23 protein-coding genes are annotated in these 24088 nt (G+C 73.6%); 18 read left to right on the top strand and 5 right to left on the bottom strand.

Going from position 1 to position 24088, the window contains the following annotated elements:
• Positions 1-111 precede the first annotated feature (111 nt).
• From ACZ4AA_RS30150 to ACZ4AA_RS30140, 3 genes are all read left to right on the top strand, one after another.
• Positions 112-1086: an ABC transporter ATP-binding protein gene (locus ACZ4AA_RS30150; protein ID WP_467609729.1), complete on the top strand. Its 975-nt coding sequence runs from the start codon at positions 112-114 to the stop codon at positions 1084-1086.
• Between the two features lie 86 nt (positions 1087-1172).
• Complete coding sequence (locus ACZ4AA_RS30145) at positions 1173-1994, top strand: ABC transporter permease (RefSeq protein ID WP_467609712.1); 822 nt, start codon at positions 1173-1175, stop codon at positions 1992-1994.
• A 34-nt stretch (positions 1995-2028) separates the two neighbouring features.
• Positions 2029-2718 (top strand): AAA family ATPase, encoded by a 690-nt coding sequence (locus ACZ4AA_RS30140; RefSeq protein ID WP_467609710.1) that lies wholly within the window; start codon positions 2029-2031, stop codon positions 2716-2718.
• Positions 2719-3038: 320 nt separating this feature from the next.
• On the opposite strand, the gene ybaK is transcribed toward ACZ4AA_RS30140, so the two are convergent.
• From ybaK to ACZ4AA_RS30120, 4 genes are all read right to left on the bottom strand, one after another.
• Positions 3039-3536, bottom strand: coding sequence for a Cys-tRNA(Pro) deacylase (ybaK, locus tag ACZ4AA_RS30135; RefSeq protein WP_467609708.1), 498 nt, complete (start codon positions 3534-3536; stop codon positions 3039-3041).
• 17 nt (positions 3537-3553) lie between these two features.
• Positions 3554-4294, bottom strand: coding sequence for an LON peptidase substrate-binding domain-containing protein (locus tag ACZ4AA_RS30130; RefSeq protein WP_467609706.1), 741 nt, complete (start codon positions 4292-4294; stop codon positions 3554-3556).
• An 11-nt stretch (positions 4295-4305) separates the two neighbouring features.
• Positions 4306-5346 (bottom strand): hypothetical protein, encoded by a 1041-nt coding sequence (locus tag ACZ4AA_RS30125; protein ID WP_467609704.1) that lies wholly within the window; start codon positions 5344-5346, stop codon positions 4306-4308.
• A 628-nt stretch (positions 5347-5974) separates the two neighbouring features.
• Positions 5975-7552, bottom strand: coding sequence for an oxidoreductase (locus tag ACZ4AA_RS30120; protein ID WP_467609702.1), 1578 nt, complete (start codon positions 7550-7552; stop codon positions 5975-5977).
• A 174-nt stretch (positions 7553-7726) separates the two neighbouring features.
• On the opposite strand from ACZ4AA_RS30120, the gene hisD reads away from it, so the two are divergent.
• The 13 genes from hisD (at position 7727) to ACZ4AA_RS30055 (ending at position 21172) form a co-directional block, all read left to right on the top strand.
• On the top strand, positions 7727-9076 hold the full coding sequence (gene hisD, locus ACZ4AA_RS30115) for a histidinol dehydrogenase (protein WP_467609700.1): 1350 nt from the start codon (positions 7727-7729) through the stop codon (positions 9074-9076).
• Positions 9073-10209, top strand: a complete 1137-nt coding sequence (locus tag ACZ4AA_RS30110; protein WP_467609698.1) for a histidinol-phosphate transaminase — start codon at positions 9073-9075, stop codon at positions 10207-10209. The genes hisD and ACZ4AA_RS30110 overlap by 4 nt, the downstream gene beginning before the upstream one ends.
• On the top strand, positions 10206-10799 hold the full coding sequence (hisB, locus tag ACZ4AA_RS30105) for an imidazoleglycerol-phosphate dehydratase HisB (protein ID WP_266757720.1): 594 nt from the start codon (positions 10206-10208) through the stop codon (positions 10797-10799). The genes ACZ4AA_RS30110 and hisB overlap by 4 nt, the downstream gene beginning before the upstream one ends.
• Positions 10796-10960, top strand: coding sequence for a hypothetical protein (locus tag ACZ4AA_RS30100; RefSeq protein ID WP_037623340.1), 165 nt, complete (start codon positions 10796-10798; stop codon positions 10958-10960). The genes hisB and ACZ4AA_RS30100 overlap by 4 nt, the downstream gene beginning before the upstream one ends.
• The gene (gene hisH, locus ACZ4AA_RS30095) at positions 10951-11598 is read left to right on the top strand and encodes an imidazole glycerol phosphate synthase subunit HisH (RefSeq protein WP_467609696.1); all 648 of its coding nucleotides are present in this window, start codon (positions 10951-10953) and stop codon (positions 11596-11598) included. Before ACZ4AA_RS30100 ends, hisH begins: the two co-directional genes overlap by 10 nt.
• Positions 11595-12320 (top strand): bifunctional 1-(5-phosphoribosyl)-5-((5-phosphoribosylamino)methylideneamino)imidazole-4-carboxamide isomerase/phosphoribosylanthranilate isomerase PriA, encoded by a 726-nt coding sequence (priA, locus tag ACZ4AA_RS30090; RefSeq protein WP_467609694.1) that lies wholly within the window; start codon positions 11595-11597, stop codon positions 12318-12320. Before hisH ends, priA begins: the two co-directional genes overlap by 4 nt.
• Positions 12317-12787, top strand: a complete 471-nt coding sequence (locus tag ACZ4AA_RS30085) for a RidA family protein (RefSeq protein ID WP_467609692.1) — start codon at positions 12317-12319, stop codon at positions 12785-12787. The genes priA and ACZ4AA_RS30085 overlap by 4 nt, the downstream gene beginning before the upstream one ends.
• On the top strand, positions 12784-13539 hold the full coding sequence (gene hisF, locus ACZ4AA_RS30080; protein ID WP_467609690.1) for an imidazole glycerol phosphate synthase subunit HisF: 756 nt from the start codon (positions 12784-12786) through the stop codon (positions 13537-13539). Before ACZ4AA_RS30085 ends, hisF begins: the two co-directional genes overlap by 4 nt.
• Before the next feature lie 620 nt (positions 13540-14159).
• On the top strand, positions 14160-15146 hold the full coding sequence (bdeA, locus tag ACZ4AA_RS30075; protein WP_467609688.1) for a bis(hydroxyethyl) terephthalate hydrolase: 987 nt from the start codon (positions 14160-14162) through the stop codon (positions 15144-15146).
• Positions 15147-15544: 398 nt separating this feature from the next.
• Positions 15545-17596 carry a helix-turn-helix transcriptional regulator gene (locus ACZ4AA_RS30070; RefSeq protein WP_467609686.1) on the top strand — a complete coding sequence of 684 codons (2052 nt, stop codon included), beginning with the start codon at positions 15545-15547 and terminating at the stop codon, positions 17594-17596.
• Positions 17597-17709: 113 nt separating this feature from the next.
• Positions 17710-19119, top strand: a complete 1410-nt coding sequence (locus ACZ4AA_RS30065; RefSeq protein WP_467609684.1) for a PucR family transcriptional regulator — start codon at positions 17710-17712, stop codon at positions 19117-19119.
• A gap of 102 nt (positions 19120-19221) precedes the next feature.
• The gene (locus ACZ4AA_RS30060) at positions 19222-19809 is read left to right on the top strand and encodes an ArsR/SmtB family transcription factor (protein ID WP_467609681.1); all 588 of its coding nucleotides are present in this window, start codon (positions 19222-19224) and stop codon (positions 19807-19809) included.
• 109 nt (positions 19810-19918) lie between these two features.
• Entirely contained in the window at positions 19919-21172 is a 1254-nt protein-coding gene (locus ACZ4AA_RS30055; protein ID WP_467609679.1) for an MFS transporter, read from the top strand.
• A gap of 22 nt (positions 21173-21194) precedes the next feature.
• Here the strand turns inward: ACZ4AA_RS30055 and ACZ4AA_RS30050 are convergent, their stop codons facing one another.
• On the bottom strand, positions 21195-21830 hold the full coding sequence (locus tag ACZ4AA_RS30050) for a TIGR03085 family metal-binding protein (RefSeq protein ID WP_467609677.1): 636 nt from the start codon (positions 21828-21830) through the stop codon (positions 21195-21197).
• 143 nt (positions 21831-21973) lie between these two features.
• Here ACZ4AA_RS30050 and hisI point away from each other — a divergent pair, with 143 nt between their 5' ends.
• Both hisI and ACZ4AA_RS30040 read left to right on the top strand, forming a co-directional pair.
• Positions 21974-22387 carry a phosphoribosyl-AMP cyclohydrolase gene (gene hisI, locus ACZ4AA_RS30045; RefSeq protein WP_467609675.1) on the top strand — a complete coding sequence of 138 codons (414 nt, stop codon included), beginning with the start codon at positions 21974-21976 and terminating at the stop codon, positions 22385-22387.
• Positions 22388-22398: 11 nt separating this feature from the next.
• Positions 22399-23886 (top strand): anthranilate synthase component I, encoded by a 1488-nt coding sequence (locus tag ACZ4AA_RS30040; protein ID WP_467609672.1) that lies wholly within the window; start codon positions 22399-22401, stop codon positions 23884-23886.
• Positions 23887-24088 lie beyond the last annotated feature (202 nt).

Here is a 24088-nt window from a genome sequence, read left to right as displayed (position 1 = left end):
CCGGGGGCCTCGGCGGCCCGGTCGCATGGAGGGGCCCCGGACCACGTACTCTCGTCCTTCGTGAGTACGCGCACGGCACAGGCAGCACCGACGGGTCACCGGGGCGATGTCGTGTGCGCCGTGCGAGGTCTCACCAAGACCTATCCGGCGGTCCGCGGCCGCCGCGGCACCCCGGCGACACCCGAGGTCAGGGCCACCGACGGGGTCCGTCTGGACATCCGCCGCGGCGAGATCTTCGGCCTGCTCGGACCGAACGGCGCCGGCAAGTCCACCCTCGTACGCCAGCTGACCGGGCTGATGCGCCCCGACAGCGGCAGCGTCGAGATCCTCGGGCACGACATCGTGCGCCACCCTGAGCGGGCGGCCCGCATCCTCGCCTACCTCGGGCAGGAGTCCACCGCCCTGGACGAGCTGACCGTGTCCCTCGCCGCAGAGACGACCGGACGGCTGCGCGGACTCGACCTCCGCGCCGCACGGGCCGAACGGGACGCCGTCCTCGACGAACTGGGCCTGACCGCGCTCGCCTCCCGCCCCCTGAAGAAGCTCTCCGGCGGACAGCGCAGACTCGCCTGCCTCGCCGCCGCGCTGGTCGGACGGCGCCCGCTGCTCGTCCTCGACGAGCCCACCACCGGCATGGACCCCGTCGCCCGGCGCGCCGTGTGGGCCGCCGTCGACCGGCGCCGCGCCGAACAGGGCGCCACGGTCCTGCTCGTCACCCACAACGTCATCGAGGCCGAGACCGTCCTCGACCGGGTCGCCGTCCTCGACGAGGGACGGGTCATCGCCTGCGACACCCCGGCCGGGCTCAAGGAACAGGTCGCGGGCGAGGTGCGGGTCGAACTCGTCTGGCGCGAGAACGCACCGCTGCACGTCCCCGAGGTCGCCGCGCTGCGGGAGGGCGCCGTCGAGTCGGGCCGCCGCTGGACCCTGCGGCTCGCGCCCGAGGAGGCCCGCGCGGCCGTGGCCACGGTCACCGGCGGGGCCGCCTTCGCCGCGCTCGACGACTTCACGCTGGCCACGCCGAGCCTGGAGGACGTGTACCTGGCCCTCGGCGGTCACGCGACGCAGGGACTGGTGAAGGCGTGAGTGTCCGGGGCGTGGAATCCGTACGGGAGAAGGGCGTCGTACGTGTGCGGAGCAGGACGGCTGCCGACGAAGGGGAGCAGTTCGACGTGAGTGCCGTACCCGCGGGAGTTCTGCCGGGCAGCGCGCCGCCCCTGGCCGGGGACGCCGGAGCGGCCGCGGAGCTGGGGCCGCGGGCGCGGCTGTGGCCCTCGCTGGCCGCCGTGTACCGGGCGCAGCTCTCCCGGGCCCGCGTCGCGCGGATCCCGCTGCTGTTCGTGGCCACCTTCCAGTCCCTCGGCATCATGATCATGATGCGCGGGGTCGTGGACGGTGGCGCCGAGGCGCGGGCCGTGGTGGCCGGGTCGACCGTCCTGGTCGTCGCCTTCGTCGCCCTCAACCTGCTCGCCCAGTACTTCGGGCAGCTGCGGGCGAGCGGCGGACTCGACCACTACGCGACGCTTCCCGTGCCGCCCGCGGCCGTGGTGCTCGGGGCCGCGGCCGCGTACGCCTCCTTCACCGTGCCCGGCACCCTCGTCACCGCCGTCGTCGGGTGCGTGCTCTTCGGGCTGCCGCTGGCCCATCTGTGGGTGCTGGCCGCGGTCGTCCCGCTCGCGGGCGCCGCGCTCGCCGGGCTCGGGGCCGCCTTCGGCCTGCTCGCGCCGCGGCCCGAGCTCGCCACCCTGCTCGGCCAGATGGGCATGTCCGCGGCCCTGCTCCTCGGCGTCCTCCCGGCGGACCGGATGCCGGCCCCGGTGCAGTACCTACGGGACCTGCTGCCCTCGACCTACGGGGTCGAGGCCTTCGCCCGCACCTTCGCGGCGCGTCCCGACTGGCCCGTCGTCCTCGGCGATCTGGCCGTCTGCGCCGGGGTCGGCGCGGTCTCGCTGGCCCTGGCGGCCTGGGCCTACCGCCGGGCGGCCGTCCGGTGACGCGGCCGCCGACGGGGCCTGGCACGATGGCAGGGTGACCGCTCCGCTGACTCCACCTCCGCCGCCGCACGAACCGTCCCCCGAGGACCGGCGGCACCCGCACCCCGACTGGCAGGCCAAGACCGCTCCCGGCTTCGCGGGTCACCCCGCCTACCCGGGCGCGTACGAGGTCTCCTACGGACAGGACGGACCCGGCATGAAGACCGAACTGCGGGAGGCCGCCGTGATCACGGTCGCGGTCGCGCTCGCGGGGGCTCTGCTCGGGGTGCTCTGGGCGTGGCTGACGCCGCACGTGCCGCTCGTCGCGGACGCCACCGCGGTGTATCTCAAGGACACCGAGGGCGAGCAGGCGATCGGCGTCGACGGGACGTTCACCCTGCTCGCGCTGGGCTTCGGCGCGGTCAGCGCCCTGGTCGTGTTCCTTCTGCGACGGCGTGGCGGTGTGCCGCTGGTGATCGCGCTCGCCCTGGGCGGTCTGCTCGGATCGCTGCTCGCCTGGCGCGTCGGGATCTGGCTCGGACCTCCGCAGAACGTGGTCGCGCACGCCAAGGCCGTCGGCAAGGGGGTCACGTTCTCGGCGCCGCTGAAGCTCGGGGCCAAGGGAGCGCTGCTGGCCTGGTCCCTGAGCGCCCTGGTGGTCCACCTGGGTCTCATGGCCCTGTTCGGCCCCCGTGACCCCGACCCCTACGAGCAGCAGCCCCACCAGGCCGCTCCGCCCGCCTAGGACGAGCTGCCGGGGAGTCAGGGCCGGCCGGGCGCCGGGTGCGCGTCGGCCGGGCCGGCCCTTCGGTGCGGGGCACGGGTCACGCGGGACGGCGGCCGTGGTTGGAACGGCCCTTCCTGATACGCCACTTGCGTTTGCGCGTTCTCTTCGACATGCCCCTCGTGCTTAACCGAGGAGGCCGCGTCCGTCGAGAGGCCGCGCGGACCGCTACGGCCGCCTTCGGCCACGGGCCGGACGCCACACGCCGGACGCCACGCGCCGGTACGGCGGCGGACGCGAGCGGTGGCCGGGAACGGCCGGCGGGAACGGCGGGCGGGCGGTCAGGACCGTCCGACGGGCGCGGACACCGCCTCGGTGAGCTTCGCGAGGTCGGCGGGGGAGAGCTCGACCTCCATGCCGCGGCGGCCCGCCGACACACAGATCGTGGTGTGCCCGGAGGCCGAGGAGTCCAGGACGGTACGGAGCTTCCGGCGCTGGCCGAGCGGCGAGATGCCCCCGCGGACGTATCCCGTCGTGCGCTCGGCCGCCGCCGGGTCGGCCATCACCGCCCGCTTGCCGCCCACCGCCGTGGCGAGGGCCTTGAGGTCGAGGGAGCCCGCCACCGGGACGACCGCGACCACGAGCGCGCCGTCGACGTCCGCCACCAGGGTCTTGAAGACCCGCTCCGGCGACACGCCCATCGCCTCGGCCGCCTCCTCGCCGTAGGACGGGTGGGAGGGATCGTGCTCGTAGGCGTGGACGGTGAACGGGACGCCCGCCTCGGTCAGCGCCACCGTGGCGGGGGTGCCCCCGGACTGCTTCTTCGCCTTCTTGGCCATCGGTCTTCTCGCAAGCGTCAGTTCAGGCTCGTCGGGCCGCGCGTCAGTTCCGACGCGGGCAACGACGGCAGATTACGGATGATGGCCGTCTCCGCGCGCAACACCTTCAGTTCCTCGCGCAGCCGGGAGGCCGTGTCGGGGGTCTGGAGCAGCCGCTGTCGCGCGGGGACGTCCAGCATCACGGCGGCGGCGACGAGATAGGAGACGACCGCCGGTTCGTCCGGCAGGTCGGCGCCGGTCGACAGCGAGCGCTCGCGCGCTCCGGCCAGCCGCTTCTGGTACTGCCGGAAGGCACGCAGGACGCCCTCGGCGAGCGCGCCGGCCTCGTCGCCCTGGTCCTCGGGGAGCTCCTCCAGCTCGGCCGTCAGAAACGCCCCGGAGGCGTCCACCGACAGCAGCCGGACCCGGGTCGTTCCGGTCGCCAGCACCTCGAAGCTGCCGTCGGCGCGTTCCCTGATGGTCGCCGCGTCCGCGACGCAGCCCACCTCGTGGAAGGCCTTGAGCGGATCGTCGCCAAACCCGGCGGTGGGCCCGCGGTCGGGCACGGCCGTCCCGTCGGGCATGCCGGGCGCGCTGGGCGAGACCTCATGGCCGTCGCGGATGGCGACGACGGCGAATCGGCGGGATTCGTCCTCGGGCGTCTTGAGCAGTTCGCGCATCATGGCGCGATAGCGCTCCTCGAACACGTTCAGAGGCAGCACGAGCCCGGGGAACAGCACCGAGTTCAGGGGGAAGAGCGGGAGCCGGACGGTGGTCACGACGGGAAAGCCTAATGGTCGACGGGGCGGACGAGTCCGCCGTACCCGATCCGCGGGCGCCGGTCCGCGGTGACGTCCCGCAGCGGAAGCCGCGAGGCGAGCTCCAGCCGGACCTCGTCGCGCTGCTCCAGGAACCGGTCGAGCGGGTCGGCTGCGACCTTGGCCCAGGGGAACGAGGTCGCGTACGGGCCGATGAGGCGCAGCTGCTCCAGCGCGTCCTGCCAGCGTTCCAGCCGGACCAGGACGTACGCCAGCAGGTTGCGTACCTCGGCGGGCCACGGGTCGGCGGCGGCGTAGGCGGCGGAGAGCGAGATCGCGAGGTCGGCCGCGGCGTCCAGGCGCTCGCGCGGCACCTCGGGACCGCCGCCCTCGGTCAGATAGGCGAAGGCCGCGCGCACCGGCAGCGCCTGGACCAGGGAGCCCGGCAGCGCGTCCTGCGCGGCGGGTTCGGCGAAGTCGAAACACTCGCTGTGCGAGCCGTACCAGGCCGCCGAGAGGTACTGGAGGGCGGCCACATGACAGCCGTAGTGGTGCGGGCAGCGCCGGACGGCCTGGGTCCACAGACGCTCGAACTCGGTGTGCCCGACGTTGGTCCCGCGGGCGTGGTCGAGCGCGATCCGCCACGGCACCGGGTCGCGCGGGTCGCCCTCGGCGGCGGACATGATCAGCGGGCCGACCTCGCGCAGCAGTTCCACCCGCGCGGGTGACTCCCATCCGCGCCGGACCGCCAGCTCGGCCCGGACCAGGAGGGCGTCCGGGTCGTGCGGGTCGTCGGCCTGCCACTGCCTGAGCCATTCGTCTCGGGAGCGGGCGAAGGCGGCGAGGCGTACCGCGTAGCGGTCGCGGTTCTCCCAGTCGGCGGACCGGCGGGTGGCGGCCAGCAGTGCGGACGCGGGGGTGTACTCGCCCCGGGCCGCCGCGACGAGCACGGGCGCCAGTCTGTGGTCGGGGGCGTCGAGGAGCACCTCCTCGTCGGCCGGCAGTCCGGCGGCGAGGCATGAGGTGTGCCGTGCCATCCGGGCGGTGCGGAGGAGCGCGCTCAGTAGTGCCATGGTGACGACCATTGAAAACCGCAGGTCGGAGCTGTGCCAGAGATGATCGGTGACGCTTTCGTAAAGCCGTTTGGTTGTGCGCGATGCGGTCAAGGACGGGTAAAGGCGTTTGTCGGCAGGATGTGCGCCGGCTGTGAAAGGGGGCGTGAACCGGCGCATTGGGGGGCGCGCCGCTCTCGAATCCGCGCGCCGGAGGGGCGTGCGGGGCTCACATCGGCGCACCCGGGGGCGCCCGAGCCAGGGGCCGACCCACCTCCGCGCCTGCCGTGCGACCCAGCCGGCCGTGCGGGCCCCCGGGGCGGCCGTGTGGGTCCCCGGGGCAGCCACGCCGGTCCGGGGGCCGGTCCGGTGGCCCCCGGTCGGTCACGCGGGTTCCAGGTCGGCCCTGCGGGTCCCCAGGGCGGCCGTGCCGACCCCGGAGTCGGTGATGACGCGGCCTCCCGCGCTGCGGCCTCCCGCGCTGCGGCCTCCCGCGCTGCGGCCTCCCGCGCTGCGGCCTCCCGCGCTGCGGCCTCCCGCGCTGCGGCCTCCCGCGCCGCGGCCTCCCGCGCCGCGGCCTCCCGCGCCGCGGCCGTCCGGCCCCGGAGCCAGTGGTGCGGCCTCCCGCCGCGGCCGTCCGGCCCCCGAGTCAGCCGCGGCGCAGCAGCCGGGTCGCCCCGGCGGCCACCGTCGTGGCGAGGATCCAGCCCAGGAGGACCACCGCCGCGGCCATCCACTGCCAGCCGCCGCGCAGCTGCCAGTTGCCGGCCTGGCCCAGGTCGATGACCGGCAGCAGCAGGTCCAGGGCGTAGAGCGAGGCGTTCCACGCGGGGTGTCCGCCGTTGACCGGCCGGTGGTCGGCGTGCGCGAAGGCGACCGACGTCGTCGCCCACAGCAGCGCCATCCACAGGGCGGCGCGCCCGGGGCGGTACCCGTAGGCGACCGTCCAGTCCTGGGCGTAGCCCCAGAGCTTGGCGGCCAGCGGCAGTGTCTCGCGGCGGCGGCGCTGCTTGGCGAGCAGCACCTCACGGGCGTCCTCGTCCTCGCCGGAGTCGCGCAGCACGGCGGCGAGCCGCTCGTAGGGCTCGGGGGCGTACTCGGCGGTCGCCGCCGCCACCCACTCCAGGCGCCGGGTCAGCGGGAAGGCACCCTGCGGGACCAGGTTCTCGTACGTGAAACCGCCCATGTGCAGGCTGCCGGGGCCCGGCCAGCTGGACGCCCGGTCGACCAGGTTGACGATCCGCGCGCCGGACAGCACCACCTTGCCGCGCTCGGGCCGCTCGCCCAGGAAGCGCAGTTCGGGCGTCTGGACCCGCAGCAGCGACAGCTCGTGGTCGTCGTCGAAGGTGAAGCGCGCCCGGTCGAAGTCGACCGCGTCACCGAAGCGCCCGTCGTCCAGACGGATCCCGCCCTGGCACTCGAACCGCTGCACCAGCGTGCCGCGCGCCGGTGTGGTGCCGCTGGTCATCAGCGGATTGCCGAGGCCCGCGGGGGTCATGTAGAGCGTGCGGTTGACGGTCAGCTGGGGGGCGTTGAGGGCCAGCCGGGTGTACGGGTTGCTGAGCCTGCTGCCGCGCAGGCTCAGCGACACGCCGACGGTGGCGCTGCGCAGGCTGAGCTCGCCGTGCGACTCCAGCATCTCGGCCTGGAGGTCCTGTCCGACCGTCATCCCGTCACCGGTGAGCGAACGCCCCCGCCGGTCCCGGTAGACCACGGCCTGGTTGAGCAGCAGGTCCGTGCCGATGTGCGCGTCGGTCAGCCGCACCCCGTTGTGGAAGTGGCAGCGCGGCAGATGCAGATCGCCCTCGGTGTGCAGCCGGGCCGCCTCCAGCCGGGGCACCGAGCAGTCCTCGAACCGCAGGGTCGTGAACCGGGACTCCGGCAGCAGCACCTCCTTCTCGAACCGGCAGCCCTTCAGCTCCACGAAGGGCACCACCGTGCCGCCCGCGAGGTCGAGCACCCCGGTGATCCGCACGCCCGTCAGCTTCAGGGAGGCGACCCGGCCCTGGAGGGCGGGCGGCCCGTCGAGCAGCAGCCAGGCCACTATCCGGGCCCGGACGCTGCGCTCGGCCCCCCAGGGGTGGCCGCCGTGCGGATCGTCGGCGGCCGGATCCCCGCTGCGCAGGTCGTACACGCTGCCGTTGCGGAACGCCTGCCACATCCCGGCCTCGGCGGCCGTCAGCTCGTCCGGCAGGTCCCCGGTGCGCAGGTCGGCACCCTCGGTCACGGCACGTCACTTCCTCCCCGACTACTCGCGGGTACGTACGTTCGTGCAATGCCCGCTCAGTGACGGCGCGAACGCGCCTGGTGAAGGGGATCATCCGCCGGGGCCGGAGACGGCCTGTATCAGCCATTGATACAGGCGTCCGGCGCCTCCGAGCAGTCTGAGAGAATTGTCCTCGTGATCTCCCGAATCGATCTGCGCGGCGACGCCCTCCCCGAGGGCCCCGCTCTGCGCGACCTGCTGCCCCGAGCCGACTTCGACGTCTCGGCCGCCCTGGAGAAGGTGCGGCCGATCTGCGAGGCCGTGCATCATCGGGGAGACGCGGCGCTGATCGACTACGCGGAGAAGTTCGACGGAGTGCGTCTTGAGTCCGTGCGTGTTCCCGCGGAGGCGATCGCCGACGCCCTGGAACGGCTCGACCCGGCCGTGCGCGCGGCGCTGGAGGAGTCCATCCGCCGCACCCGTCTCGTCCACCGCGCCCAGCGCCGTACGACGCACACCACCCAGGTCGTGCCCGGTGGCTCGGTCACCGAGAAGTGGGTGCCGGTCGACCGGGTCGGGCTGTACGCGCCCGGCGGCCGCTCCGTGTACCCCTCGTCCGTGATCATGAACGCCGTCCCGGCGCAGGAGGCCGGCGTCCCGTCCATGGCGCTGGCGTCCCCGCCGCAGAAGGAGTTCGGCGGGCTGCCGCACCCCACGATCCTCGCCGCCTGCGCGCTGCTCGGCATCGACGAGGTGTACGCGGCCGGAGGAGCCCAGGCCGTCGCGATGTTCGCGCACGGCACCGAGTCCTGCCCCTCGGCCACCATGGTCACGGGCCCGGGCAACATCTGGGTCGCCGCCGCCAAGCGTTACTTCACCGGCAGGATCGGCATCGACGCCGAGGCCGGCCCGACCGAGATCGCGGTCCTCGCCGACGACACCGCCGACCCGGCGCACATCGCCGCCGACCTGATCAGCCAGGCCGAGCACGACCCGCTCGCCGCCGCCGTCCTCGTGACCGACTCGCCGGCCCTCGCGGACGCCGTGGAGAAGGAGCTGGCGCCGCAGGTCGCGGCCACCAAGCACATCGACGACCGCATCGTCCCGGCCCTGAGCGGACGGCAGTCCGCGATCGTCCTGGTCGACGGGATCGACGAGGGACTCAGGGTCGTCGACGCCTACGCCGCCGAACACCTGGAGATCCAGACCGCGGACGCGGCCGCCGTCGCCGACCGGGTCAGGAACGCCGGAGCGATCTTCGTAGGCCCCTGGGCCCCGGTCTCGCTCGGCGACTACGCGGCGGGCTCCAACCACGTGCTGCCCACCGGCGGCTGCGCCTGCCACTCCTCGGGCCTGTCCGTCCAGTCCTTCCTGCGCGGCATCCACATCGTGGACTACACGAAGGAAGCGCTCGCCGACGTCGCCCATCACGTGGTGACGCTGGCGGAGGCGGAGGACCTGCCCGCGCACGGCGCGGCGGTCAAGGCCAGGTTTGTCGGAGACGAACAAGTGTCGCGCGGATGGAAGGTAGCCGAGGGCAAGTGACAGGCATCGACGATCTCCCCGTACGGGACGAGCTGCGCGGCAAGACCCCCTACGGCGCACCCCAGCTCGACGTCCCCGTACGCCTGAACACCAACGAGAACCCGTACCCGCTGCCCGAGCCGCTCGTCGAGCGGATCGCCGAGCGGGTCCGCGAGGCCGCCCGCGGCCTCAACCGCTACCCCGACCGGGACGCGGTGGAACTGCGCACCGAGCTGGCCGCCTATCTGACGAAGACCGGCGGGCACCCGGTGGCCGCCGAGAACGTCTGGGCCGCCAACGGCTCCAACGAGGTCATCCAGCAGCTGCTCCAGACCTTCGGCGGACCCGGCCGCAGCGCGATCGGCTTCGAGCCCTCGTACTCGATGCACGCGCTCATCGCGCGCGGCACGGGCACGGCCTGGATCTCGGGTCCCCGCGACGAGGACTTCGGCATCGACCTCGCGGCCGCCGAGCGGGCGATCGCCGAGCACCGGCCGGACGTCGTCTTCGTCACCACCCCCAACAACCCCACGGGCAACGCGGTCCCGCCCGAGACAGTCCTCGCGCTCTACGAGGCCGCGCAGGCGGCGAAGCCGTCCATGGTCGTGGTCGACGAGGCCTACATCGAGTTCAGCCACGGCGACTCGCTGCTGCCCCTGCTCGAAGGAAGGCCGAATCTCGTCGTCTCCCGGACGATGTCGAAGGCCTTCGGCGCCGCCGGACTGCGCCTCGGCTACCTCGCCGCCCACCCGGCGGTCGTGGACGCCGTCCAGCTCGTCCGGCTGCCCTACCACCTGTCGGCCGTGACCCAGGCGACCGCGCTGGCCGCCCTGGAGCACACCGACACCCTGCTCGGCTACGTGGAGCAGCTGAAGGCCGAACGGGACCGGCTGGTCACCGAACTGCGGGCGATGGGCTGCGAGGTGACCGAGTCGGACGCGAACTTCGTCCAGTTCGGCCGGTTCGCCGACTCCCACGAGGCCTGGCAGAGGATCCTCGACCGGGGCGTCCTGGTCCGGGACAACGGCGTTCCGGGGTGGCTGCGGGTCTCCGCCGGAACCCCGAAGGAAAACGACGCGTTCCTCGACGCGGTACGTGAACTACTGGGCTCTGTGGGGGAGAACCCCACACCCCCGAAGGAGCAGAGCGCATGAACCGCGTAGGACGCGTGGAGCGGGTGACGAAGGAGACGTCGGTCCTCGTCGAGATCGATCTCGACGGCTCCGGCAAGGTCGACGTGGCCACCGGCGTCGGCTTCTACGACCACATGCTCGACCAGCTCGGCCGGCACGGTCTGTTCGACCTGACCGTGAAGACCGAGGGCGACCTGCACATCGACTCGCACCACACCATCGAGGACACCGCCCTCGCGCTCGGCGCCGCCTTCAAGCAGGCCCTCGGCGACAAGGTCGGCATCTACCGCTTCGGCAACTGCACCGTCCCGCTGGACGAGTCCCTCGCCCAGGTGACCGTCGACCTCTCCGGCCGGCCCTATCTCGTGCACACCGAGCCCGAGAAGATGGCGCCGATGATCGGCGAGTACGACACGACGATGACCCGGCACATCCTGGAGTCCTTCGTCGCCCAGGCCCAGATCGCCCTGCACGTGCACGTCCCCTACGGACGCAACGCGCACCACATCGTGGAGTGCCAGTTCAAGGCGCTGGCCCGGGCACTGCGTTACGCCTCCGAGCGCGACCCGCGCGCAGCCGGCATCCTCCCCTCCACTAAGGGCGCACTGTGACAGGCCTTTCCAGCATTCTCATCGTCGTCGGTCTCTTCCTCGCCGGGGGGATCTACTCCTTCGTCAAGCAGGACATGCCCAAGAGCCTCGTCGTGCTGCTCTCCATCGGCGCCGCCATGTGTCTCGTCGCGGGCGTCATGCGGCTGGAGGTGTGGAGTTGAGCCCTTCCAGGAAGGTCGTCGTCTTCGACTACGGCTTCGGCAACGTACGGTCCGCCGAGCGCGCCCTCGCCCGCGCGGGCGCCGAGGTCGAGATCACCCGCGACTTCGACACCGCGATGAACGCCGACGGTCTGCTGGTGCCGGGCGTCGGCGCCTTCGCCGCCTGTATGCAGGGTCTCAAGGAGGCGCGCGGTGACTGGATCATCGGCCGCCGGCTGTCCGGCGGCCGCCCCGTCATGGGCATCTGCGTCGGCATGCAGATCCTCTTCACCCGCGGCATCGAGCACGGCGTGGAGACCGAGGGCCTCGACGAGTGGCCGGGCACGGTCGGCCCCCTGGAGGCCGACGTCGTACCGCACATGGGCTGGAACACCGTCGACACCCCGGAGGGTTCGCAGGCCTTCGCCGACCTCGACGCCGACGCGCGCTTCTACTTCGTCCACTCCTACGCCGTCCACGACTGGTCGCTGGAAGTCGGCAACCCCCTGCTGCGCGCCCCCCTGGTGACCTGGTCCACGCACGGCAAGCCCTTCGTGGCGGCCGTCGAGAACGGCGCCCTGTGGGCCACCCAGTTCCACCCCGAGAAGTCCGGCGACGCCGGAGCCCAGCTCCTCACCAACTGGATCGGAACACTGTGAGCACGCTCGAACTCCTCCCGGCCGTCGACGTCCGCGACGCCCAGGCCGTCCGTCTCGTGCACGGCGAGTCCGGGACCGAGACCTCCTACGGCTCCCCGCTGGAGGCCGCCCTGGCCTGGCAGAGCGCCGGCGCCGAGTGGCTGCACCTCGTCGACCTGGACGCCGCGTTCGGCACCGGCGACAACCGCGCGCTGATCGCCGAGGTGACCAAGGCGATGGACATCAAGGTGGAACTGTCCGGCGGCATCCGCGACGACGGCACCCTCGCCGCCGCGCTGGCCACCGGCTGCACCCGCGTCAACCTCGGCACCGCCGCCCTGGAGACCCCCGACTGGGTCGCCAAGGTCATCGCCGAGCACGGCGACAAGATCGCGGTCGGCCTCGACGTCCGTGGCACGACCCTGCGCGGCCGCGGCTGGACCCGCGACGGCGGCGACCTCTACGAGACGCTGGCACGCCTCGACTCCGAGGGCTGCGCCCGTTACGTGGTGACCGACATCGCCAAGGACGGCACGCTCCAGGGCCCGAACCTGGAACTGCTGCGAGGCGTGTGCGCGGCGACCGACCGCCCGGTGGTCGCCTCCGGCGGGGTGTCGTCGCTGGACGACCTGCGGGCCATCGCCGAGCTCGTACCGCTCGGCGTCGAGGGCTCGATCGTCGGCAAGGCCCTGTACGCCAAGGCGTTCACCCTCGAAGAGGCACTGGCGGCGGTAGCCCGGTGAGCGCCGTACGGCGCGTCACGACGGGGGCGCCCTGGGAGGACGCCTTCGGATACTCCCGCGCGGTGGAGCTGCCGAGCGGCCTGGTGCTGGTGTCCGGCTGCACCTCCGTGATCGACGGCCAGATCGCCGAGGGCGACCCGTACGAGCAGGCGCTCAACTCCTTCAACGCCGCGTTCGCCGCGCTGGAGCAGCTCGGCCTCGGCCGCGACGACGTCGTCCGTACGCGGATGTACCTCACCCACGCCCGGGACGTGGAGGCCGTCGGCCGCGCCCACAAGACGCTCTTCGACTCCGTCCGCCCCGCCGCGTCCATGATCATCGTCGCGGGTCTGGTGGACTCGCGGCTGGTGGTCGAGGTCGAGGTCGAGGCGTTCCGCTCCGGCCCACACCCCACGGAACGGTCCGGCGAGGACCACACAGGACGGTCCGCCGAGGGCCGCACAGATCAGGGAGAAACGCAGTCATGACCCTGGCGGTCCGAGTCATTCCCTGCCTGGACGTGGACAACGGCCGGGTCGTCAAGGGCGTCAACTTCCAGAACCTGCGCGACGCGGGCGACCCCGTCGAGATGGCCAAGGTGTACGACGCCGAGGGCGCCGACGAGCTCACGTTCCTGGACATCACCGCGTCCTCGGGCAACCGTGAGACCACGTACGACGTGGTGCGCCGCACGGCCGAGCAGGTCTTCATCCCGCTGACGGTCGGCGGCGGTGTCCGCACCGCCGAGGACGTCGACAAGCTGCTGCGGGCCGGCGCGGACAAGGTCGGCGTCAACACGGCCGCCATCGCCCGGCCCGACCTCATCCGGGAGATCGCGGAGCGCTTCGGGCGGCAGGTGCTCGTGCTGTCGGTCGACGCGCGCAGGACCGGGGGCGGTTCCTTCGAGGTGACCACCCACGGGGGCCGCCAGGGCACCGGCATCGACGCCGTCGAGTGGGCCCACCGCGCCGCCGAACTGGGCGCGGGCGAGATCCTGCTCAACTCGATGGACGCCGACGGGACGAAGGACGGCTACGACATCGAGATGATCGAGGCCGTACGCAAGCACGTCACCGTTCCGCTGATCGCCAGCGGCGGCGCGGGCCGGCTCGACCACTTCCCGCCGGCCGTCGCGGCGGGCGCCGACGCGGTGCTGGCCGCGTCGGTCTTCCACTTCGGCGACCTGAGGATCGGCGAGGTCAAGGAGACCTTGCGCGAGGCGGGACACGCCGTCCGCTGAGGGTTCTGGCCGGGGGCCTTTGCGTGGGGGCCTTGGCGCGGGCGGCCGTTGCTTCGGCGGCCCTTGCGCCGCCAGCCGTCGAGCGGACGACCGGCGCTCGCCGCAGCCGTCAGCCGTCGAGCGGACGACCGGCGCTCGCCGCAGCCGTCGAGCCGGCGACCCGCGCTCGCCGTCAGCCGTCGGCCTTCGCGCCGTCAGCCGTCGCGCTGGTGGCTGTGCACCGGTGGCCTTCGCGTCGGTGGGCCTTCGGTGGGCGGTCTCCTCGGCCGCGCACAGCTCACGTCATGGCCCGCGCCCGGGCAGTCCTCGCTGCCGGGGCGCGGGCCGTCGCTGTGTTCCGGGGCGGGTGTGGCCGTGTCCGGGGAGGCGTGTTGCGGCGCTGGGGCGTTCGCCGTTGGGCGCTGAAGCGTGGCTCCCGGAGTCGAGGGAGTCGAAGGCGCTGCGTGGGCGGCTGGTGATTCTGCCGATGTGCGGGGCGGGTCCGGGGCGGACAGTGGCCACCGCAACCATCGAGACGGACCCCCGCCGTTCCGTGGCATGCGCCTCCCCGCACCCCGTGCCGGACGGCGCCCCAGCCACGACGCGGGTCCGTCCTCCCTCACCGAGAGGACGCCCCCATCGTGACCGTGCAGCAGCCGAACCGCTCAGTCCCCGCCGCACCCGGCGGACCCGAACCGTCCCCCCGCCGACCGCACCGGATCAGCAGCCGTCTGGTGCGGGCCGGCCTCGCGGTGCTCCTGGCCGCGGGCGGCCTCGTCGCCGCGCAGGCCACCGGGGCGCAGGCCGTCGCCGGAGCGCGGGCCGTCTCGGCGCAGGCCGCCACGAACCCGTACGAGCGCGGGCCCGCCCCCACGAACGCGAGCATCGAGGCGGCCACCGGGCCCTACGCCGTCTCCAGGACCACCGTCTCCGCCCTGTCCGTGAGCGGCTTCGGCGGCGGCACCGTCTACTACCCGACCTCGACCGCCGACGGCACCTTCGGCGCGGTCGCCGTCGCACCGGGGTACACCGCCTACCAGTCGTCCATCGCCTGGCTCGGGCCCCGGCTCGCCTCCCAGGGGTTCGTGGTGTTCACCATCGACACCCTCACCACCCTGGACCAGCCCGACAGCCGGGGCCGGCAACTGCTGGCCGCGCTCGACTACCTGACCGGGAGCAGCTCCGTCCGGACCAGGATCGACAGCAGCCGGCTCGGGGTGATGGGCCACTCGATGGGCGGTGGCGGCACGCTGGAGGCCGCGAAGAGCCGGCCCTCGCTCCAGGCGGCGATCCCGCTCACCGGCTGGAACCTGGACACCACCTGGCCGGAGATCAAGACGCCGACCCTGATCGTGGGCGCCGACGGTGACACGATCGCACCGGTCGCGACGCACTCGAAGCCCTTCTACGCGAGTCTGCCGAGCACGCTCGACAAGGCGTACCTGGAGCTCAGGGGTGCCACCCACTTCACGCCCAACAGCTCGAACACGACGATCGCGAAGTACAGCATCGCGTGGCTGAAGCGGTTCATCGACAATGACACCCGCTACGAGCAGTTCCTCTGCCCGCTGCCGCAGGCGTCGACGACGATCGCCGACTACGAGGGCAACTGCCCGCACACCTCCTGAACCGCTCCGCACGGTCCGGCCCGAGCGCGGGTGACGGCCACCGGAATCGGTGGCCGTCACCCGCGCACGGGTTCCGTGACCCTGGCCGCGGTGCTTGTGCGGGCGCACAAGCCTTGCCGTCCGAGCCTGGGACCCTGCCCAGTCGCGGCCGTGTCCGTGCAGGTCAGAGGAGGTAGCAGGACCGCGGGGGCAAGCGAACGCAGGGCTTCCGCCGTCGGTTACGCGGAAGTAACGTGACGGTCGTGACTGGAGACGCGACTGCGCGAAGTCCCCTGGGGGCGGCGGGCCGGAGCCCGTTACCGCCGCTCGTCCGGGGCGCGTCGGACGAGCCGGAACAGCGCCGCGGCCCCGGTCGGCCGCTCGCCCCCGGAAGCGATCCGCAACCTCTCCCGGCCGGGGTGACCCGGCCGGCCGGAGTGACCCTCCCCGGCGTCGGGTCCGACGGCGCCGAGCGGACCGGTCCGGCCGAAGTGGGGCTGTTGCTGCTGCTGGTGGCCGCCGAGCGGGAGCGGGACGTGCGGGCCGACGGGGTGGACGCCTCGGTGATTCTCGGGGCGGTCGGGGCGGGTGGACTCGCCGCGGATGCCCTGGACGCCGCCGAGGCCGCGGGATGTCTCCGGCTCACCGGGGGGCGTATCCGCCTCGTGGATCCGGGCCCGGCCCGTACCGTGTACGCGAGTGTCCCGCCCGCTCGCCGGCGGGCCGCGCACCTACTGCTGGCCGAGGCCCACGCCGGCGGACCGCGCCCGCTGCCCGTCCTCTTCCACCGGGCTTCGGCGGCCACCGCCCCCGCACCCGGCCTCGGCGACGCGCTGGCCGCCGCGGCGGCGCTGCCCGACGGCGGGCCGTCGCACGCGGAGCGCTCGGCCGCCTGGGCCCGGTCGGCGGAACTCGCCGCCGACGAGAGGCCGCGCGCTCTCCGTCTGATCAACGCAGCCGATCAGGCCCGGCTTGCGGGACTGCCGTACCGGGCAAGGGAGTTGCTCGCGATGACCGGGTGGGAGGGGCCGCGCGGCGCCGCCCAGCTGGTGAGCGGGCAGCTCGCCCTCCAGGACGGCCCGGTCGCCGACGCCCGCGAAATGCTGTTGCTGGCGGCCGAGTTGCTGGCTCCCGTCGACGCGCACCGCGCTGTGGCCGCCCGGCTCGCCGCCGTCGAGGCGTCCTGGTCGATGGGTGACGCGGCGGCATGCGCGGAGGCTCTGGACCACGAGACGGCGCAGCCGCAATCCGATCGCCGGATCGCGGCGTACCGGGCCGGGATGTCCGCGGTCATGCACGGCCGTCCGGACACCGGACGGCAGCCGTTGCGCGAGGTGGTGGCCGCGGCGGGGGCGGCCGGGATTCCGGACGGCCCCGAGGCCCTGCTGCGGGCAGGCGCCGCCGCCCTGGTCGTCGGTGACCTCGCCGCCGCCTGCCGCGCCAACTCCCGTGCGCTCGCCGTCGCCAGGGCGAAAGGCCCGTACATCGCGGTCGCCCAGGCGCTGGAACGGCTGGCCTACGCCGAACTGCGCGCCGGCCGCCATGCCCGCGCCCGTGCCCACGCCGAGGACGGCCTGCGCACGGCCCTCGGTGCCGGTCAGGACAACCTCGCGGCACACCACCACGCGATCCTCGCGCTGGTGGCATCGGTCGAGGGGTCGTCGGAGGCCGTCGCCGAGCACGCCGCGGCCGCCGAACGCGTCGCCGCCTCCCACGGTCTCGCGCAGGCGGCCACGCTGTCCCAGTGGGCCCGGGCCCGCGCCGACCTGGCCCGCGGCCGGCTCCCCGAGGCCGCGGCGCGCCTCGGCCCGCTGGTCGGCCCCGGCCCGCGCCGCGGTCACTTCGCGGTACGGATGCTCGCCGTCCCCTGCTTCGTGGAAGCGGCGGTCCGCACCGGACAGACGGAGGCCGCCCGGTCCGCGGTGGCCGCGTTCGCCCACTGGGCCGCGCAGGGCGCCGATCCGCAGGCCCCCGCTCAACTGGCGCGCTGCCGTGCTTTGTTGGGCGGACCCGAGGAGCGCGAGGCGCTGTTCACCGCCGCGCTCGCCCAACACGAGAAGACGGCGGGGGATTTCGAGCGCGGCCGCACCCAACTCCTCTACGGCGCCTGGCTGCGACGGCGGCGCAGGCCCGGTGAGGCCCGGGTCCGGCTTCGGGACGCGCTGGTGTCCTTCGAGCGGGGCGGGGCACTCGGCTGGGCCACCCAGGCGAGGGCCGAACTGCGGGCCACCGGGGACGCCGGACCGGGCGAACCGGCCGGTCCGCTCGCCCTTCTGACGCCCCAGCAGCTGCGGATCGCCCACTGTGTGGCGGAGGGGGCCACCAACCGCGAAGTGGCGTTGCGCCTGTCCGTGAGCCCCCGCACCGTGGACCACCACCTGCGCAATGTCTTCGCCACCCTGGGCGTCCGCTCCCGTGTCGAGCTCTCCCGGTTGGTGGGACGGGCCGAGAAGACTGCCGCACACCCCTAGGTACCGACTGGACGGTATGCCATCCTGCGGGATCAGGAGGTCCGGAGCACCCGTGTGCCGAGCGTCGGCCGACGGGGCAGCCCCGACCGAGCCGACTCCGGTGGAGGACAGCGATGCAGCACCTCGTACCCGCCCACGTCCGGTACCGGCCCGGACCGCGGCCCCCGGTACCGTCCCCCCGCCCGGCCGCCGACGCGGAGGCCCTCTCGGTACTGCACCGCGCCGCCCGAGCGCTGATGGCGGGGCTGCCCGAACTCACCGAACGCCTCGTGGGCCTCCTGCGGGAGCGTGAACCCGCGTACCGCACAGCGATGGAGACGGACGCGGAGAGCGTGCGCGAGGAGGTGCGGCGCTCGCTGCGGCTCAACGTCGAATCCCTGATCCGGCCCGGTGAACTGCGCGAGGCCGCCCACCGCTGCTCCTGGGCCATCGGCAGGGCCCGCGCCGAACGCGGCCTCCCGCTGGACGCCCTGCTGCGTGCCTTCCGGCTGGGCGGCGGCATGATCTGGCAGGAACTCCTCGACGAGACGACCCGCCGCCACCCCTCCGACGCGCACCTGCTGGTCCATGTGGCCGCCGACGTCTGGAACTTCGTCGACGACCACTGCGCCGTCGTCACCGACGCCTACCGGCAGACCGAGCGCGAGCTGATGTGGCGCAGGGAGAACCGGCTGCGGCTGATGACGGCCGCGCTCCTCGACGGCACCGCCCGGATCGCCGACCTGCCGGCCACCGCCGCCGCCCTGGGCCTTCCCGAACAGGGCCGGTACGCGGTGGTGCTGGCCCGCCTGCCGGTCGGCCGGGCGTTCACGGACGTACGCGGCCAGCTGCGCCTCTCCGGCCTGCGGGTCCTCTGGTACCACGACCGCGACCGGGACAGCGAGGGGAGCTACGGCATCGTCCTGCTCGGCGACCACCCCGGTGACGGGGACCGGCCGGGCGACGGCCGCGGGAGCGGCCCGCTCGACGCGGGTTCGGAGCCGACACCCGCCCCGGCGGCCGGGGGAGACCCGGACGGCCGAGGCGGGGAGTGCCCCAAGGCGCGCGGGCGCGACGTGGACGCCGGGGAGATCGCGCGCCGGCTGACCGCCCCGGCGGCGGCCCGGGTCGGGGTGAGTCCGGTGGTGGACGGTCTCGCGGCTGTCGGCGACGCCCGCCGTCTGGCCGACACGGCGCTGCGGGCCTGCCCGCGCTCCGGCGGCACCGTCGTACTGGAGGAGCACCTGCCCGCCGCGCTCGTCGTCTCCGCGCCGGTCCTCGGCGCGGCGCTCTCCGAACGGGTCCTCGGGCCGCTGCTGCGGCTGGAGATGTCCGACCGGGACGTCATGCTGGACACGCTGACGGCCTGGCTCGCCTGCGACGGTTCCGCCCAGCGGGCCGCGGTCCGCCTCTACTGCCACCGCAACACCGTCCTGAACCGGCTGCGCCGCTGCGAACAGCTCACCGGCCGCTCGCTGACCCGTCCCGGGGACGTCGTGGAGCTGTCCCTGGCCCTGGCGGCCCACACGCTTCTCGATCCGTGAAAGGCCGCTTGTCATCGGCGAAGCCTCCGACCCCGAGAGATGCGAAGGGAAAGTTGCGCAATATTAGTTGCGCAATATTTCTTTCGTATCTAGGGTCGGGTCATGGCAAGCAAGGAGAACCGCCGGATCACCGATGTGGGCACCCTCAAGGCACTGGGGCACCCGCTGCGGATGACGCTGTACCGGGCACTGCTCGTCGCAGGTGCCGCCACGGCCTCGCACCTGGGCGAGCAGGTCCACGAGGCGCCGTCGCTCGTCAGCTACCACCTGCGCAAACTCGCCGAGCACGGGCTGATCGAGGAGGCGGAGCAGCGCGGCGGCGACGGCCGGGAGCGCTGGTGGCAGCCGGCGTCGGACGGCGTCAGCGTCCGGGGCGTGGACTTCAGGGACGCTCCGGAGAAGGAGGTCGCCCATCTCGCCTTCACCCGGCTCTACCTCGACCAGCGCACCGAGGCCTACCGGCGCCACCTCGACGAACGGGCCACCTGGCCGGCGGAGTGGAACGACGCCGTCGCCGACGCGGAGGGCAACTTGCGGCTGACCGCGGCCGAACTGGTCGCCCTGAAGGACGAGTTGCTCACCGTCATCCGCACGTACGACGAGAAGGGCCGCGCGGACGAGGCGGCCGGTGACACCGAGGGACGCGAGAACGTCGCGCTGCACCTGTACGGATTCCCGTTCCGTGCCTGAACCGAAGAGCGCGTCCGACCCGAAGCACGTGCCTGACTCGAAGAGCGTGTCCAGCCCGAAGAGCGTGCCTGAACCGAAGAGCGCGTCCGCCCCGAAAGGACCCGGCCCCGTGACCGCGACCGTCTTACCGAGCCCCGCCCAGGACACCGCCCGGCCCGCCCACCGCGACGGCAACGTCCTGCGCTGGCTCGGGGCCTACACCTCGTCGATGATCGGCGACAACGTCTTCTACATCGCGCTGTCCTGGGCCGCCGTCCACGCCGGTACGCCCTCCCAGGCCGGTCTCGTGATGTCCGTCAGCGCCGTACCGCGGGCCCTGCTGATGCTCGGCGGGGGAGTGGTCGCCGACCGGTTCGGGCCGCGGAAGGTCGTCATCGGCAGCGACGCGGTGCGCTGCGCGGCCGTGCTCACGGTCGCCGCGCTGCTCCTCGTCACCGGCCCCGGGCTGTGGCTGCTGGCCCTGCTCGCCGTCGTCTTCGGCATCGTCGACGCCGTGTTCATGCCCGCCGTGGGTGCCCTCCCCGCCCGGATCACCGGCCGGGACCAGCTCGCGCGGGTGCAGGGCATGCGGGGCCTGGCGATCCGCTCCGCCAATGTGCTGGGCGCCCCGCTCGGCGGCCTCGCGGTCGCCCTCGGCGGCTCGGCGACGGCGTTCGCGCTGGCCGGGACGCTCATAGCCGTGTCGGTGCCGCTGCTGATCCTCGTACGGATGCGGGAACTGCCCCCGGGCGAGGCGGCGGACCCGGCGGACCGCACCGCCTGGCGCGACCTCCGCGACGGTCTGCGCCACATCCGCGGTCACCGCGTTCTCGCCCCGCTCATCGCCGTCATCGCCCTCGGCGACCTCGGCTTCGTGGGACCGCTGAACGTGGGACTGACCCTGCTCGCCGACCGGCGCGGCTGGGGCGCGTCCGGGATGGGCTGGGTGATCGCCGCCTTCGGTACCGGAGCGGGGGCCGCCGCGCTGCTGCTGACCCTGCGCGGACGGCTCCCGCGCGCGGGCACGGTCGCCGCCGTGGCCATCCTCGGCGGCTCCGTGGCGATCGGCTCGCTCGCCTTCGTGCCGACTGTCGCCGGAGCCGTCGGCGTCGCCCTCGTCGTCGGACTGCTCGCCGGGCTCAGCGGGGCCCTGTGCGCGGCGCTGATCCAGACCCTGTCCGACCCCGCCTACCTCGGCCGGGTCAGCGCCGTCGCCGGCATCGTCAGCCTGGGCCTCGCGCCGCTCGGCATGCCGGTGACCGCCGCCGCGATCGGCCGGTGGGGCACCGGACCGGTCTTCGTCACCAGCGCCGCCGTGTGCGGCCTCGGCGGGGTCCTCGCCCTGTGCGTACGGGACCTGCGGCGCGCCGAACTGCCCCGCTGACCCCGGCCGACGCGGGCCGGCCTCAGATCCCCAGCTGCTTGGCCTCGTGGAGCTTGGCGATCGCGTCCTTGTCGCCGTCCAGTTCGACGTCCGCGACACTCTGCCGGCCGAACGCGAACAGCAGCAGCTCCGCGGGCTCGCCCGTCACCGTCACCACCGGCGTCCCCTTGTTCAGCACGGCCGTCTGGCCGTTCGGGCGACGCAGGACCACACCCGTCGGAGCGCCGCGGCCCATCAGCTTGGCCGTGCGCTCCAGGCGCGACCACAGGGCCTCCTGGAACACCGGGTCCAGCTCGCGCGGCGTCCAGCCCGGCCGGGCCCGCCGCACGTCCTCGGTGTGCACGTAGAACTCCACCACGTTGGACGCCTCGTCCACCTGCTTCAGGGAGAACGGGGAGAACCGCGGCGGCCCCGTACGGATCAGCTGGATCAGCTCCTCGTACGGCTTCGCGGCGAACTCCGCCATCACCCGCTCCAGCCGGGACGCGAGCTGCTTGACGACGACACCGCCCGCCGCGTCCAGGCGCCGCTCGCGCACCACCACGTGCGCGGCGAGGTCCCGGCTGTTCCAGCCCTCGCACAGGGTCGGGGCGTCCGGCCCCACGGCGTCCAACAGATCGGCCAGAAGGAGCCGTTCGCGCTTCGCATGGGTCGACATGCAAGCCAGCCTACGACCGGGCACCCGCTCCGCCCAGTGGAGGGCGCGCCGGATCCGGCCGCGCCCTGCCTGTGGACGAACGCGCCGGTCCGGCCTGTGGACAACGGCCGGGAGCGACGGCCCGGCGCGGCACAATGGCACCCATGACCAGCACGCCTCCCGCCAGCAGCCTGGACCCAGAGATCGCCGCACGCCTCAAGCGCAGCGCCGACGGACTCGTCCCCGCCATCGCCCAGCAGTACGACACCGGTGAGGTGCTGATGCTCGGCTGGATGGACGACGAGGCACTGCACCGCACCCTCACCACGGGCCGCTGCACCTACTGGTCGCGCAGCCGCCAGGAGTACTGGGTCAAGGGCGACACCTCCGGCCACTTCCAGCACGTCCGATCCGTGGCCCTGGACTGCGACGCCGACACCCTGCTGGTGCGGGTCGACCAGGTGGGCGCCGCCTGTCACACCGGAGCCCGCACCTGCTTCGACGCCGACGTGCTGCTCGGTGACACCGGGGTCGGGGCCGAGAGCGCCGATTCCGGTGCCCCGGCCGGGAATCAGTAAGGTCAGCCGCCATGGACCTCGAGACGTTCCGCAAGCTGGCCACCGACCGCCGTGTCATCCCCGTCAGCCGCAAACTGCTCGCCGACGGCGACACGCCGGTCGCGCTGTACCGCAAGCTGGCCGCCGAGCGCCCCGGCACGTTCCTGCTCGAATCCGCCGAGAACGGCCGCACCTCCCTGTCCTGGTCCCGCTACTCCTTCGTGGGCGTCCGCTCCGCCGCGACCCTCACCGAACGCGACGGAGAGGCGCACTGGCTCGGCACCCCGCCGGTCGGCCTCCCCGTCGGCGGCGATCCGCTCGCGGCCCTGCGCGCCACCATCGAGGCGCTGCACACCCCGGGGACCGAGGGACTGCCCCCGTTCACCGGCGGCATGGTCGGCTATCTGGGCTACGACATCGTGCGCCGCCTGGAGAAGATCGGCCCCGGCGAGCGGGACGACCTCAAGCTGCCCGAGCTCACCATGCTGCTCACCAGCGACCTCGCCGTCCTCGACCACTGGGACGGCTCGGTCCAGCTGATCGCCAACGCGATCAACCACAACGACCTCGACACGGGCGTCGACGAGGCGTACGCGGACGCCGTCGCCCGTCTCGACGCCATGGAGGCCGACCTCTCGCGCGCGGTGTCCCAGCCGCCCGCCGCGCTCCCGCCCTCCGAACTCCCCGAGTACACCGCGCTCTGGGGCGGCCCCGACTTCCAGGAAGCCGTCGAGGACATCAAGGAGCGCATCCGGGCCGGAGAGGCCTTCCAGGTCGTCCCCTCCCAGCGCTTCGAGACCCCCTGTACGGCGAGCGCCCTGGACGTCTACAGGGTCCTGAGGGCGACCAACCCCTCGCCGTACATGTACCTGTTCCGCTTCGACGGCTTCGACGTCGTCGGCTCCTCCCCGGAAGCCCTGGTCAAGGTCGAGGACGGGCAGGCCATGGTGCACCCCATCGCGGGCACCCGGCCGCGCGGCGCGACCGTCCAGGACGACCAGGCACTCGCCGACGAGCTGATCGCCGACCCCAAGGAGCGCGCCGAGCACCTCATGCTCGTCGACCTCGGGCGCAACGACCTCGGACGGGTCTGCGAGCCCGGCTCCGTCGAGGTCGTCGACTTCATGTCCATCGAGCGGTACTCGCACGTGATGCACATCGTCTCCACGGTGACCGGCAAGGTCGCCGCGGGCCGCACGGCCTTCGACGTGCTCACCGCCTGCTTCCCCGCCGGCACCCTCTCCGGCGCGCCCAAGCCGCGCGCGATGCAGATCATCGACGAACTGGAGCCGTCCCGGCGCGGGCTGTACGGCGGCTGCGTCGGCTACCTCGACTTCGCCGGCGACTCCGACACCGCCATCGCCATCCGTACGGCCCTGCTGCGCGACGGCACCGCCTACGTCCAGGCCGGTGCCGGCATCGTCGCCGACTCGGTCCCGCAGGCGGAGGACGACGAGTGCCGCAACAAGGCGGCGGCGGTCCTGCGCGCGGTCCACACCGCGAACCGGCTCGGGCGATAGCGCGAACACCCGGCCGGCCGTCGTACGGCAGGGTGTTCGCCCGGGTGGACCTGGTGCGCCCGGGCGGGCCGCGGATCGTCCGCCCGCCCGGGTCCGGGGCTGTGCGGCGGCTGTCCTCCGGCTGTGTCCGGGACCCGTGAACACCGGGCGGACCGCGGCCGATAGGACGAGGGTCACGCAACCCCGACTGACGGTTCGCCCG

It is taken from the genome of Streptomyces sp. NPDC024698 (assembly GCF_055559015.1).
This window is presented reverse-complemented; position numbering and strand designations above follow the sequence as displayed.

Bases quoted from the DNA above. Each gene is read 5' to 3' on its own strand.
- ACZ4AA_RS30050 (WP_467609677.1), bottom strand. From the start codon at position 21,830: ATGTCGACCCATGCGAAGCGCGAACGGCTCCTTCTGGCCGATCTGTTG.
- hisF (WP_467609690.1), top strand. From the start codon at position 12,784: ATGACCCTGGCGGTCCGAGTCATTCCCTGCCTGGACGTGGACAACGGC.
- hisB (WP_266757720.1), top strand. From the start codon at position 10,206: ATGAACCGCGTAGGACGCGTGGAGCGGGTGACGAAGGAGACGTCGGTC.
- ACZ4AA_RS30125 (WP_467609704.1), bottom strand. From the start codon at position 5,346: ATGGCACTACTGAGCGCGCTCCTCCGCACCGCCCGGATGGCACGGCAC.
- hisI (WP_467609675.1), top strand. From the start codon at position 21,974: ATGACCAGCACGCCTCCCGCCAGCAGCCTGGACCCAGAGATCGCCGCA.
- ACZ4AA_RS30040 (WP_467609672.1), top strand. From the start codon at position 22,399: ATGGACCTCGAGACGTTCCGCAAGCTGGCCACCGACCGCCGTGTCATC.
- ACZ4AA_RS30065 (WP_467609684.1), top strand. From the start codon at position 17,710: ATGCAGCACCTCGTACCCGCCCACGTCCGGTACCGGCCCGGACCGCGG.
- ybaK (WP_467609708.1), bottom strand. From the start codon at position 3,536: ATGGCCAAGAAGGCGAAGAAGCAGTCCGGGGGCACCCCCGCCACGGTG.
- ACZ4AA_RS30060 (WP_467609681.1), top strand. From the start codon at position 19,222: ATGGCAAGCAAGGAGAACCGCCGGATCACCGATGTGGGCACCCTCAAG.